Origin of the sequence: Streptomyces sp. NPDC001796, assembly GCF_042892355.1 — a bacterium.
Classification (GTDB): domain Bacteria; phylum Actinomycetota; class Actinomycetes; order Streptomycetales; family Streptomycetaceae; genus Streptomyces.
On the sequence record NZ_JBIAUC010000004.1, the window covers coordinates 437,512 to 449,913 of the forward strand.

Genomic DNA, 12,402 nt, shown 5'->3' on the forward strand with positions numbered 1-12,402 from the left:
GATGACAGGGGATGTGGGCGCCCGGGCGGACCAAGCCACGGAACATCCCGGCCGCGCCGATCGCTGTAACCGGTATGAGCGACTACCGGATCGAACACGACTCCATGGGCGAGGTCCGCGTCCCCGCCGACGCCAAGTGGCGCGCCCAGACGCAACGTGCCGTGGAGAACTTCCCCGTCTCCGGGCAGCGGATCGAGCGCGCGCACATCGAGGCGCTCGCCCGCATCAAGGCCGCCGCCGCCAAGGTCAACGCGGAGCTCGGCGTGCTCGACAAGGACGTCGCCGACGCCATTCAGGAGGCCGCCGCCGAGGTGGCCGAGGGCCGGTGGGACGAGCACTTCCCCGTCGACGTCTTCCAGACGGGCTCCGGCACCTCCTCCAACATGAACACCAACGAGGTCATCGCCACCCTCGCGACCGAGCGCCTCGGCCGGGACGTGCACCCGAACGACCACGTCAACGCATCGCAGTCGTCCAACGACGTCTTCCCCTCCTCCCTCCACATCGCGGCCACCGCCGCCGTCAGCCGGGATCTCGTCCCCGCCCTCGACCACCTCGCGACCTCCCTCGAACGCAAGGCCGAGGAGTTCGCCGATGTGGTGAAGTCCGGCCGGACGCACCTCATGGACGCCACGCCCGTGACGCTCGGTCAGGAGTTCGGCGGGTATGCCGCACAGGTCCGGTACGGCATCGAGCGGCTCACCGCCTCCCTCCCCCGCCTCGCCGAACTCCCCCTCGGCGGCACCGCCGTCGGCACCGGCATCAACACCCCGCCCGGCTTCTCCTCCGCCGTCATCGCCGAGATCGCCCGCACCACGGGGCTGCCGCTCACCGAGGCCCGCAACCACTTCGAGGCCCAGGGCGCCCGGGACGGGGTCGTCGAGATCAGCGGGCAGCTGCGCACCATCGCCGTGGGGTTCACGAAGATCGCCAATGATCTGCGGTGGATGGCCTCCGGGCCGCGCACCGGCCTCGCCGAAATCAGCCTCCCCGACCTCCAGCCGGGCTCCTCGATCATGCCCGGCAAGGTCAACCCCGTGATCCCCGAGGCCGTTCTCATGGTCGCCGCCCAGGTCGTCGGGAACGACGCCACCGTGGCCACCGCGGGCGCCTCCGGCAACTTCGAGCTCAACGTGATGATGCCGGTCATCGCCAAGAACGTGCTCGAGTCCGTCCGGCTCCTCGCCAATGTCTCGCGGCTCCTCGCCGACCGCACGATCGACGGCATCGTCGCCCACCGCGAACGCGCCCGCGAGTACGCCGAGTCGTCACCCTCCGTCGTCACGCCGCTCAACCGGTACATCGGCTACGAAGAGGCCGCGAAGGTCGCGAAGAAGGCGCTCGCCGAGCGCAAGACGATCCGTCAAGTCGTCCTGGAGTCGGGCTATGTGGACCGCGGCGACCTCACTCTCGACCAGCTCGACGAGGCGCTCGATGTCCTGCGGATGACACACCCGTAACGCCTCACCCCATATCGACGCACATCACCCGCCCGTGACGCGAACCGTTGACGGGCACCACAGCGTCGTATGCCTGGGGCACCTAATATCTGTGCATGGCAGAGGGTGGAGCGGTGAGACGAGTGGAAGCGGGCGAAGCCGACAGGGTGACGGGGCGTTGGGCGCCAGGTGACCAGATCCTGTGGCGGTACCGGGAGAACGCGGGCGAGCGCTTTCACATCGCCCGGCCCGTGACCGTCGTACGCGACGACTCGGACCTGCTCGCCGTGTGGATGGCGCCCGGGACGACGTGCGTGCGGCCCGTCCTCGCCGACGGCACCCCGCTGCACGCCGAACCGCTCCGAAGCCGCTACACCAAGCCGCGCACCGTGCAGCTCGACCGCTGGTTCGGCACCGGCGTGCTCAAACTGGCCCGGCCCGGTCAGCCCTGGTCGGTGTGGCTGTTCTGGGACCCGGGCTGGCGCTTCAAGAACTGGTACGTCAATCTGGAGGAACCGCTGGCGCGCTGGGCCGGCGGCGTCGATTCCGAGGACCATTTCCTGGACATCTGCGTCTACCCGGACCGCAGTTGGGGCTGGCGCGACGAGGACGAGTTCGCACAGGCCCAGCAGGACGGCCTGATCGGCCCTCAGCTCGCCGAGCGGGTACGGGAGGCGGGGCGGTCCGCGGTGGAGGTGATCCGGGCCTGGGGCACGCCTTTCTCGGACGGCTGGCAGCACTGGCGTCCCGATCCGTCCTGGTCGGTGCCGCGACTGCCGGACGACTGGGACCGTACTCCCGCGTACATGACGTCATGAGACCCTTGTTGCGCCCCCGCGGTACAACCGTAGGATCGTCCTCCGCAAGGGCGCACCACAGCAACTCCCGCAGTAAGCGCTGGGCTTGACCGAACGTCACCGAGGGGCGGCAGGACGTGAGCGAGGGGTACGAGGGCCAGACCGGGACGGTTCGTCCGACCGGTGCACCAGGAACGGCGTGTGACCTGGCGGGAAATCCGTTCCTGGGGCACGTATTCCGGGTATCGGCTTCACGGCGGGACGAACTGCACGCACGGCGCGCAGCCCCGGACGGATGGATTCGACACGCGTGACGGAGCACCCGACCTCCCATGAGCGCCCCCAGCCGGGCGTCGGCCCCGCGGAGCCCCGCGGGGCGCTCCTGCGTACCCCGGAGCCGCTGACCGCCCCGCCGGCCACGGCTTTACCCGCACAGACTCGGGCGGGCGACACGCCCGCCTCTCCCGCCGCGCCGCCGCCCTGCGCCCAGCACGGATCGCCGGGCTCCCCGGGCGGCGCGTCCACTCCGCTGCCCGCGGCGGGCGGCACCGAGCACTCCCAGCCGGCCGCGGACGAGCCCGACACGCACCGGCCGCGTCCGGCCCCGGAGGTGATCCCGGTCCAGCCGAGCGGGGACCAGAACCGTCCCGCCGCCCTGCCCGGCGGCAAGGAGCGGCGCACCGGTCAGGGCCGGCCGAGCGGGCCCATGCCGATGCGGCGCGACGGCGACCGGCTGCGCTTCGTGGGCGCCGCGACCCGGCGGATCGCCCGCGGCATCGACCTGGACGAGATCGTGATGGGCCTGTGCCGGGCCACCGTGCCGACCTTCTCGGACGCGATCCTCGTGTATCTGCGCGACCCGCTGCCGGTGGGCGACGAGCGGCCCACCGGGCCCCTGGTGCTGCGGCTGCGGCGCACCGACCGGATACCGCAGGAGCGGGACCTGGAGGACGGCATCCTGCCGGTGCCGCTGCCGGAGGACTCCGGGGTCGTGGACCTGAGCAACGAGCTGTGCGAGGTGCGGCCCGGCGGTGCGCTCGCCGAGGTGCTGCGCGGGGTGCGGCCGGTGTTCGCGGACGCGCCCGCCGCCCGGGCCGCGCTGCCCGAGCTGCTCGGCGACGACCTGGCGGTGCCCCCGGGGCAGCGCGCCATCCTCGCGCCGTTGCGCGGACGGCGCCGGGTGATCGGCGCCGTGCTGTTCCTGCGCCGCGCGGAGCGTGCGGCGTTCGAGGCCGACGATCTGCTGGTCGCCGCGCAGCTCGCCACGCACAGCGCGCTCGGCATCGACAAGGCGGTGCTGTACGGCCGTGAGGCGTACATCGCGGACGAGTTGCAGCGCACCATGCTGCCGGAGACGCTGCCGAACCCGACGGGCGTACGGCTGGCGTCCCGCTATCTGCCGGCCGCGGAGACCGCGCGGGTGGGCGGCGACTGGTACGACGCGATTCCGTTGCCGGGCAGCCGGGTCGCGCTCGTCGTGGGCGATGTGATGGGCCACTCCATGACGTCCGCAGCGATCATGGGGCAGCTGCGGACGACGGCCCAGACACTGGCAGGGCTCGACCTGCCGCCGCAGGAGGTGCTGCACCACCTCGACGAGCAGGCGCAGCGGCTCGGCACCGACCGCATGGCGACCTGCCTGTACGCGGTGTACGACCCGGTCTCGCACCGGATCACCATCGCCAACGCGGGCCATCCGCCGCCGGTGCTGCTGCACCTGGGCGGCCGCGCCGAGGTGCTGCGGGTGCCCGCGGGCGCGCCCATCGGCGTGGGCGGGGTGGACTTCGAGGCGGTCGAGCTGGACGCACCCGCCGGGGCCACGCTGCTGCTGTACACCGACGGGCTGGTCGAGTCGCGCCTGCGGGACGTGTGGACCGGCATAGAGCAGTTGCGGGAGAAGCTCGCCGCGACCGCCCGGATCACCGGTGCCGACCACCCGCCGCCGCTGGAGGCGTTGTGCGACGAGGTGCTCGACATGCTCGGGCCCGGCGACCGCGACGACGACATCGCGCTGCTCGCCGCCCGCTTCGACGGGATCGCGCCGAGCGACGTCGCGTACTGGGTGCTGGAGCCCGAGGACGCGGCGCCGAGCCGGGCCAGGCGGCTGGCGCGCCGTGCGCTCGACCGCTGGGGGCTCCAGGAGCTGACGGACTCGGTGGAGTTGCTGGTCAGCGAGGTCGTCACCAACGCCGTGCGGTATGCGACACGTCCGATCACCCTGCGGCTGCTGCGCACCGACGTGCTGCGCTGCGAGGTGGGCGACGACGTGCCGCAGCTGCCGCGTCTGCGGCAGGCACGGGCCACCGACGAGGGCGGCCGGGGCCTTTACCTGGTGAACCGGCTGGCCCGGCGCTGGGGCGCGACCCGGCTGAGCACCGGCAAGGTGGTCTGGTTCGAGCTGAACCGGGGCTGAGAGCCTGCGTCCGGCACAGGCTCCCGGGTACGACGGCGGCACAGGTTCTGAGGTACGACAGCGCGAAGGGCGCCCGGTCCACCGGGCGCCCTTCGCGTACGACAGGGCCTACTGCCCGCCGCTCGGGCCGAGCGGATTCTCCGGCGGTGTCGGCGTCGTCGGCGAGTTGGTCGGCGACGGCGGGGCCGAGCTCGTCGGAGGCTTGCTCGTCGTGGGCGAACTCGACGGCGGCGCCGAGCTCGTCGGGGGCTGGGTCGTCGGCTTCTGCGAGGTCGGCGTCGAGGACGGCGAGGTGGTCGGCGACTGCGAGAGGGTCGGCGTCACGCTGGGCTGGACGGCCGCCCCCTGCGTGGTGTCCAGGTCGAACTTGCTGACCGGGCCCATCGCCTCGAAGGTGTACGCCGCCCAGATCAGGGCCGGGTAGCTACCGCCGTTGATACGGCCGCTGGGGCTGCCCGGGACGTCGCCTGTGGCACCCGTCATGGGAACCTGGGCATGGGTCTTGGGGTCCTCGCCGAACAGGCCGACGGAGGTCACCAGGTTCGGCGTGAAGCCGGTGAACCAGGCCGACTTGTTGTTGTCGGACGTACCGGTCTTGCCGGCGACCTGCTGGCCGTCGCGCGCCGGGTTGTCCGCCATCGACCTCTTGGCCGTGCCGTCGTCGACCACGCCGGTGAGCACCGAGGTCACCGTGTCGGCGGCCTCGCGGGTGATGACCTGGTCGCCTATCGGGTTGGGGAAGGTGACCGCGGTGTTGTTGTGCTCGGCCGACTTGATGATCGTCGGGGTGACCTTCTTGCCGTGGTTGTCGAGGGTTGCGTAGATGCCGGCCATCTCCATCGGGCTCGCGCCCATGGAGCCCAGCGTCTGCGCGGGAACCGCCTGCATGCCCTTGGTGTCCATGCCGAGCTTGCCGGCGACCTTCATGACCTCGTCCATGCCCACGTCGACGCCCATCTGCGCGAAGACGGAGTTGACGGAGTCGTTCATCGCCGTCTGGACGGTGATGGGGCCGTAGTTCTGGTCGTCCTCGTTCGGCGGGGCGAAGCCGACCTTGGTGCCGTTGTCCACGACCTGGCGGCCGCTGGTGCCGTCGTAGATCGTGTTCGCGTCGATCTGCCGGCCGTCCTGGGTCTTGGCGCCCTCGTCCAGGGCGGCGGCGAAAATGACCGGCTTGAACGTGGAGGCGGGCTGGTAGTCGCGGCGCGTCGCATTGTTGGTGTAGTGCTTGAAGTAGTCGACGCCGCCGTAGAGGGCGAGGACCTTGCCCGTCTTCGGGTCGACGGAGACGGCACCGGCCTGGACGGCGCCGTCGACGGCGCGCTTCTTCTGGTCGAGCTTGCTGGTCAGTTGCTGCTTGACCGCCCGCTCCAGCTGGGTCTGCTTCTTCTTGTCGATGTTCAGCGTGATCGTCCAGCCGCCCTTGGTGATCAGCGCTTCGGCGTCGCTGAGGGTGGAGGCGGTGCCCTGGGCGACGAGCTGCCTCTCCAGCGCCGCGTTGGCCGCGTCGACCAGGTAGCCGGTCTGCCCCTCCATGCCGGGCGCGCCCTTGGGCGCCAGGGGCACCGGGAACTTCATGGCCTGGCGCTTGTTCGCGTCCAGCCAGTGCATCTCGACCATGTTGTTCAGGACGTAGTTCCAGCGCGCCTGCACCAGCTTCTTGCCGGTGTCGGAGGCGATCGCCCAGTCGTACTGGTTCGGCGCCTGGAGCAGGGCGGCCAGGTACGCGCCCTCCTCGACCGTGAGGTTCTTGGCGTCCTTGTGGTAGTAGGCCTGCGCCGCGGCCTGGATGCCGTAGGCGCCGCGGCCGTAGTAGCTGGTGTTGATGTAGCCGGCGAGGATGTAGTCCTTGGTCTTCTGGCGGTCCAGCTTCAGCGAGATGACCAGTTCCTTCAGCTTGCGCGTGACGGTCTGGTTCTGGGTCAGGTAGTAGTTCTTGACGTACTGCTGGGTGATCGTCGAACCGCCCTGCGCGCCCTTGCCGGAGAGCGTGTTCAGGATGCCGCGGGCCGTGCCCCTGAAGTCGACGCCCGCGTCCTGGTAGAAGGTCTTGTTCTCGGCGGCGACGAAGGTGTGCTGGACGGGCTTGGGGACCTCGGCGAGGTCGACCGTCTCACGGTTGAGCTTGCCGCTGCGGGTGAGGATCGAGCCGTCGCCGTACTTGTAGACGTTGCTCTGCAGCGTGGCGTCCGCGTTCGCCGCCGGGATGGGAGTCATCACGTACAGCGCCACGAACGCGCCCATGACCAGCAGCACGCAGCCGAAGAGCGAGCCCAGGACCGTCTTCCAGGTGAAGAACCGGCGTATGCCGCTTTTACCGCCCTTGCCGCTCTTTCCGCGGCTCCTGGCTGCCCGTGCGGCGGCCCGGCCGCCGGCCGGCGCTCCGCCCGGGCTGACCGTGCCGACCGACGCGGACCCGGTCGTCCGGGGCGAGCGCTTGGGCGCCGCGCGGCGGCCACCGCGCTGCCGCGCTCGTCTCTCTTCCGCTCGTCCCATGGGTCGATCCGCTCCGCTTCACTCTCGTGGGTCACACAGGTGCGTGGTTCAGGTCAGCTCAGAAAGCTAACACCGCGCGGTATGACAAAGGGTTGTCGATCACGTCTTTTACGGACGTGAGATCCAGCACCCGTCTCATCGGAACCGACGATCAGGAGGGATGGAAGGTTGTCCGGAGGTGTAATGTGATATCAGTTAGCTAGAACTGAGATAGAGACGAACCGGGGGAGACCACCCATGTCGACACAAGCCGCGTCCGCCACCACTGACATACCGGAGATGCCCAGCCCGCGCGTGCGGGAGTTCCCGGCGCACAGCATCGGCGGTGGACTGGCGCTGCTGCTCGGGCTGGTGGGGCTGGTCCTGGGCGCCGGCCTGGTCGCCGGCGGCGCGACGGTCACCGCGTCCGGCGTCAAGGCAGCGCTCATCGTCGCCGGCGTGCTGATCGGCCTCGCGGCGTTCCTCGCGATGTGCGGTCTGAACACGGTGGCGCCGGGCGAGGCTCGGGTGGTGCAGCTCTTCGGGCGCTACCGCGGCACCATCCGGCAGGACGGGCTGCGCTGGGTGAACCCCTTCACCTCGCGCACGAAGATCTCCACCAGGGTCCGCAACCACGAGACCGCCGTCCTGAAGGTCAACGACGCCTACGGCAACCCGATCGAGCTGGCCGCGGTGGTGGTCTGGAAGGTGGAGGACACGGCCCAGGCCACCTTCGAGGTCGACGACTTCCTGGAGTTCGTCGCCACACAGACCGAGGCGGCCGTGCGGCACATCGCGATCGAGTACCCGTACGACGCCCACGAGGAGAACGGGCTCTCGTTGCGCGGCAACGCCGAGGAGATCACCGAGAAGCTGGCCGCCGAGCTGCACGCGCGCGTGGAGGCCGCCGGGGTGCGGATCATCGAGTCGCGGTTCACGCACCTCGCCTACGCTCCGGAGATCGCGTCCGCGATGCTCCAGCGGCAGCAGGCCGGGGCGGTGGTCGCGGCGCGGCGGCAGATCGTCGACGGCGCGGTCGGGATGGTCGAGGCGGCGCTCGCCCGGATCGCGGAGCGGGACATCGTGGAGCTGGACGAGGAACGGAAGGCGGCGATGGTGTCGAACCTGATGGTGGTGCTGTGCGGGGACCGGGCGCCGCAGCCGGTGCTGAACACGGGGTCCCTCTACCAGTGACGGCTCCCTCCGGGGGCGCGGACCCCCAGCGTCGGCCGCAGCAGCGCAAGCAGGTGCTGTTGCGGCTCGACCCGTCGGTGTACGAGGCGCTCGCCCGGTGGGCCTCGGACGAACTGCGCTCGGCGAACGCTCAGATCGAGTTCCTGCTGCGGCGGGCTCTGGCGGAGGCGGGGCGCCTGCCGCGCGAGGCCAAGCCGATCCCCCGCCGGGGGCGACCGCCGGCTTCGGAGGACCCGGAAGCGTAGGCGCCGTCCGGGGGCTCCGCCCCCCAGACCCGCATCGGCCTGCGGCCTCGTCCTGGCCCCCCGGGCTTTTCGAACAAGAAGCCGCTAATTGGCCGGGCCAGGGCGAGCGTGCAGAAACCGCCGGATGGGCCGGGCCAGGACGAGCGTGCAAAGACCGCTGGATGGGCCGTGCCAGGGCGACCGTGTAGCAGAACCGTGACAATCAGCCCCCACCTGCATGGACTGACATCCCGTCACGACCTATACGCGCCATGTATACGCAAGGTGTATACGCCGTGTGTACAGTGCTCTGCATGTCCATCGGTCACACCCTCCTCGGACTCCTGGAGTCCGGGCCCCGCCACGGTTACGACCTGAAGCGGGCCTTCGACGAGAAGTTCGGTCACGACCGGCCGCTGCACTACGGCCAGGTCTACTCGACGATGTCCCGGCTGCTGAAGAACGGGCTCGTCGAGGTCGACGGGATCGAGCCCGGCGGCGGGCCCGAGCGCAAGCGGTACGCGATCACCGACGCCGGCGTCACCGACGTCCGGCGGTGGCTGGCGACGCCGGAGAAGCCCGAGCCGTATCTGCAGTCGACTCTGTACACCAAGGTCGTCATCGCCCTGCTCACGCACCGCGACGCGGCCGGCATCCTCGACACCCAGCGCGCCGAGCACCTGCGGATGATGCGGATCCTGACCGACCGCAAACGCAAGGGCGACCTGGCCGACCAGCTGATCTGCGACCACGCCCTGTTCCACCTGGAGGCCGACCTGCGCTGGCTGGAGCTGACCGCCGCACGCCTGGCCAAGCTCGCCGAGGCGGTGGCCGAGTGACTGCTCCCGCTGGTTCCCTGCTCGCCGCCGAGGGCCTGCGCAAGGCGTACGGGCCCACCCTCGCCCTGGACGGCGCGGAGTTCTCCATCCACCCCGGCGAGATCGTCGCCGTCATGGGCCCCTCCGGGTCGGGCAAGTCGACCCTGCTGCACTGCCTGGCCGGGATCGTGCCGCCCGACGCCGGCTCCATCGTCTACAACGGCCGCGAGATGGCCGGTATGAGCGATGCCCAACGCAGTCTGCTTCGCCGCAGCGAGTTCGGGTTCGTCTTCCAGTTCGGCCAGCTCGTCCCCGAGCTGACCTGTGTGGAGAACGTGGCGCTGCCGCTGCGGCTGAACGGCACCTCCCGCAAACAGGCCGAGCAGGCCGCGCTGTCCTGGATGGCCCGGCTCGAGGTCGACGACCTCGCGGGCAAGCGTCCCGGTGAGATATCCGGCGGTCAGGGCCAGCGCGTGGCCGTGGCCCGCGCCCTGGTCACGGGCCCACGCGTGCTCTTCGCCGACGAACCCACCGGCGCTCTCGACTCGCTCAACGGCGAGCGCGTGATGGAACTGCTCACCGAGGCGGCCCGCTCCACCAACGCCGCCGTCGTCCTGGTCACGCACGAGGCACGGGTGGCGGCCTACTCCGACCGCGAGATCGTCGTACGCGACGGCAAGTCGCGGGACATGGAGCGCCTCGTATGAACGTGCGTCAGTGGTCCAAGGACCTGGCGATGGGCGCCAGGTTCGCGTTCAGCAGTGGGCGCGAGGGATGGGTCCGGCTCCTGCTGACCGGCTTCGGCGTCGGCCTCGGCGTGGCGCTGCTCCTGCTCACCACCGCCCTCCCCAGCGCGATCGCGGTGCGGCACGAGCGGGACAACGCGCGCGCGGACCACACCTACAGCCAGGAGCGGAAGCCGAAGGCCGACAACACCCTGGTGATCGCCGACGTCGACACCACCTACCGGCAGAAGGACGTCCGCGGACGGCTGATGGAGCCCGAGGGCACCCGGGCACCGCTGCCGCCCGGCCTGGACAGGTTCCCGGAGCCGGGCACGATGGTCGTCTCGCCCGCACTGAGGAAGCTGCTCCAGTCCGACGACGGCGCCCTGCTGCGGCAGCGGCTGCCGTACCGGATCACCGGCACCATCGGGGAGAGCGGGCTCATCGGCTCCCACGAACTGGCCTACTACGCGGGCGCCAAGGGGCTCGCCGCGAAGATCAACCCCCCGGCCGTGGCCCGTATCGACATGTTCGGGAACAACGGGACCACCTCCGAGAAGACGGACCCCGTCCTTTACCTGCTGACCCTGGTCGTCTTCGTCGTCCTGCTCATGCCCGTCGGCGTCTTCATCGCCGCGGCCGTGCGGTTCGGCGGCGAGCGGCGCGACCGCAGGCTGGCGGCGCTGCGGCTCGTGGGTTCGGACAGCGGGATGACCCGGCGGATCGCCGCCGGCGAGGCGCTCGCGGGGTCCCTGCTCGGACTCCTCTTCGGCACCGCCTTCTTCCTGGTCGGACGTCAGCTCGCCGCCTCCGTCGAGGTGTTCGGACTCAGCGTCTTCCCCAGCTACATGACCCCCTCTCCCACGCTGGCCCTGCTCGTGGCGGTCGCGGTCCCGGCCGCTGCGGTAATGGTCACCCTGTTCGCGCTGCGCGGTGTCGTCATCGAACCGCTCGGCGTGGTGCGCACCGCGAAGCCCGCGCGGCGCAGGCTGTGGTGGCGCCTGCTGCTGCCGCTGGCCGGGCTCGCGATGCTCTACCCGATGCTCGGCAAGGGCCACACCAACGGGAGCTTCAACGAGTACCTGGTCGTCGGGGGCGTGCTGCTGCTGTTGGTCGGCGTGACCGCGCTGCTGCCGTGGGTCGTCGAGACGGTCGTCGCCCGGCTGAACTCCGGTGGCGTGGCCTGGCAACTGGCCGTTCGCAGGCTTCAGTTGAGCAGCGGCACCGCCGCACGCATGGTCAACGGCATCGCGGTGGCGGTGGCCGGCGCGATCGCCCTGCAGATGTTGTTCTCCGGCGTGGAGGGCGACTACACGAAGCAGACGCGGGAGGACGTGTCACGGGCGCAGATGCAGGTGAGCCTGCCGAGCGACGTCCGGGTCGCCGCAGCCGCCGAGGAGTTCGGCCGGACCAAGGGCGTCCGGCAGGTCATGGCGTTCTCCGGTTCGGAGATGGGCGACCGGCGCAAGGATCCCGGGGCCAGCAGTGACGTGACCGTCGGCGACTGCGCGGCCCTGCGCGAGGTGGCGTACCTGCCCTCGTGCCGGGAGGGCGACGTCTTCGTGCTGCGGGGCGCCGCATACGACACCGATACGCCGGCCCTGGCCAAGCCGGGCCGCACCCTGTACCTCGACCCGACGTACGGCGGCGAGAAGGGGACGGAGTTCGCCTGGACGGTGCCGCAGGGCCTCAAGCAGGCGCAGTCCCGTGAGGACCCGACCGGTGTGCGGCGCGGCGGCTTCCTGTTCACCCGCGGCGCCCTGCCCGCGCAGGCGGAGCGCGGCTTCCGGGGGGAGATCTACCTCGCGCTCGACCGCTCGGTTCCGGACGCCCCCGACTTCGTACGGAACACCGCTGCGCGGGTCGCCCCGTACTCGACCCCCATGACCTGGGCGGCCACCGAGCAGTCGGTGCGCTTCACCTCCATCCGCAGGGGGTTGTTCGTCGGCGCCACCTGTGTGCTGATGCTGATCGGCGCGAGCCTGCTCGTCTCCCAGCTGGAGCAGCTGCGCGAGCGCAAGAAGCTGCTGTCGTCGCTGGTCGCCTTCGGCACCCGGCGCCGCACGCTGAGCCTGTCGGTGCTGTGGCAGACGGCGATCCCCATCGCGCTCGGCCTGCTGCTTGCCTCGGTGGTCGGTCTGACGCTGGGCGCCGTCCTGCTGAAGATGTCCGCCGCGACGGTGAGCGTGGACTGGGCGAGCGTGCTGACGATGACCGGCATCGGCGCGGGGGTCGTGCTGCTGGTCACCGCGCTCAGCCTGCCGCCGCTGCTGCGGCTGATGCGGCCGGACGGGCTGCGCACGGAGTAGCCAGTGCG

General features: G+C 70.9%; 9 protein-coding genes. 8 read left to right on the plus strand and 1 reads right to left on the minus strand.

The genetic code is table 11. The annotated features are described in order from the left end of the window. The first annotated feature begins 74 nt into the window (after window positions 1-74). The 3 genes from ACFYZE_RS11575 to ACFYZE_RS11585 all read left to right on the plus strand — a co-directional run bounded on the left by ACFYZE_RS11575 (window position 75) and on the right by ACFYZE_RS11585 (window position 4,649). Window positions 75-1,460, plus strand: coding sequence for a class II fumarate hydratase (locus tag ACFYZE_RS11575; RefSeq protein ID WP_388991241.1), 1,386 nt, complete (start codon window positions 75-77; stop codon window positions 1,458-1,460). A gap of 95 nt (window positions 1,461-1,555) precedes the next feature. Next, window positions 1,556-2,257 (plus strand): DUF402 domain-containing protein, encoded by a 702-nt coding sequence (locus ACFYZE_RS11580; protein WP_388991243.1) that lies wholly within the window; start codon window positions 1,556-1,558, stop codon window positions 2,255-2,257. Window positions 2,258-2,531: 274 nt separating this feature from the next. Beyond that, window positions 2,532-4,649 (plus strand): SpoIIE family protein phosphatase, encoded by a 2,118-nt coding sequence (locus tag ACFYZE_RS11585; protein WP_388991245.1) that lies wholly within the window; start codon window positions 2,532-2,534, stop codon window positions 4,647-4,649. Window positions 4,650-4,757: 108 nt separating this feature from the next. Here the strand turns inward: ACFYZE_RS11585 and ACFYZE_RS11590 are convergent, their stop codons facing one another. Continuing rightward, a complete protein-coding gene (locus tag ACFYZE_RS11590; protein WP_388991247.1) occupies window positions 4,758-7,145 on the minus strand; it encodes a transglycosylase domain-containing protein in 2,388 nt (795 codons plus the stop codon). A 237-nt stretch (window positions 7,146-7,382) separates the two neighbouring features. Here ACFYZE_RS11590 and ACFYZE_RS11595 point away from each other — a divergent pair, with 237 nt between their 5' ends. The 5 genes from ACFYZE_RS11595 to ACFYZE_RS11615 all read left to right on the plus strand — a co-directional run bounded on the left by ACFYZE_RS11595 (window position 7,383) and on the right by ACFYZE_RS11615 (window position 12,394). After that, window positions 7,383-8,318 carry an SPFH domain-containing protein gene (locus ACFYZE_RS11595; RefSeq protein ID WP_388991249.1) on the plus strand — a complete coding sequence of 312 codons (936 nt, stop codon included), beginning with the start codon at window positions 7,383-7,385 and terminating at the stop codon, window positions 8,316-8,318. Further along, on the plus strand, window positions 8,315-8,563 hold the full coding sequence (locus ACFYZE_RS11600; protein ID WP_388991251.1) for a hypothetical protein: 249 nt from the start codon (window positions 8,315-8,317) through the stop codon (window positions 8,561-8,563). Before ACFYZE_RS11595 ends, ACFYZE_RS11600 begins: the two co-directional genes overlap by 4 nt. Before the next feature lie 293 nt (window positions 8,564-8,856). After that, window positions 8,857-9,381 (plus strand): PadR family transcriptional regulator, encoded by a 525-nt coding sequence (locus tag ACFYZE_RS11605; protein WP_388991253.1) that lies wholly within the window; start codon window positions 8,857-8,859, stop codon window positions 9,379-9,381. Beyond that, complete coding sequence (locus ACFYZE_RS11610) at window positions 9,378-10,067, plus strand: ABC transporter ATP-binding protein (protein ID WP_388991255.1); 690 nt, start codon at window positions 9,378-9,380, stop codon at window positions 10,065-10,067. The genes ACFYZE_RS11605 and ACFYZE_RS11610 overlap by 4 nt, the downstream gene beginning before the upstream one ends. After that, window positions 10,064-12,394, plus strand: coding sequence for an ABC transporter permease (locus tag ACFYZE_RS11615; RefSeq protein WP_388991257.1), 2,331 nt, complete (start codon window positions 10,064-10,066; stop codon window positions 12,392-12,394). The genes ACFYZE_RS11610 and ACFYZE_RS11615 overlap by 4 nt, the downstream gene beginning before the upstream one ends. Window positions 12,395-12,402: the final 8 nt, after the last annotated feature.

Excerpts from the sequence above, each read along its gene's own strand:
- ACFYZE_RS11575 (WP_388991241.1), top strand. The coding sequence starts at position 75 with ATGAGCGACTACCGGATCGAACACGACTCCATGGGCGAGGTCCGCGTC.
- ACFYZE_RS11580 (WP_388991243.1), top strand. The coding sequence starts at position 1,556 with ATGGCAGAGGGTGGAGCGGTGAGACGAGTGGAAGCGGGCGAAGCCGAC.
- ACFYZE_RS11585 (WP_388991245.1), top strand. The coding sequence starts at position 2,532 with ATGGATTCGACACGCGTGACGGAGCACCCGACCTCCCATGAGCGCCCC.
- ACFYZE_RS11590 (WP_388991247.1), bottom strand. The coding sequence starts at position 7,145 with ATGGGACGAGCGGAAGAGAGACGAGCGCGGCAGCGCGGTGGCCGCCGC.
- ACFYZE_RS11595 (WP_388991249.1), top strand. The coding sequence starts at position 7,383 with ATGTCGACACAAGCCGCGTCCGCCACCACTGACATACCGGAGATGCCC.
- ACFYZE_RS11605 (WP_388991253.1), top strand. The coding sequence starts at position 8,857 with ATGTCCATCGGTCACACCCTCCTCGGACTCCTGGAGTCCGGGCCCCGC.
- ACFYZE_RS11615 (WP_388991257.1), top strand. The coding sequence starts at position 10,064 with ATGAACGTGCGTCAGTGGTCCAAGGACCTGGCGATGGGCGCCAGGTTC.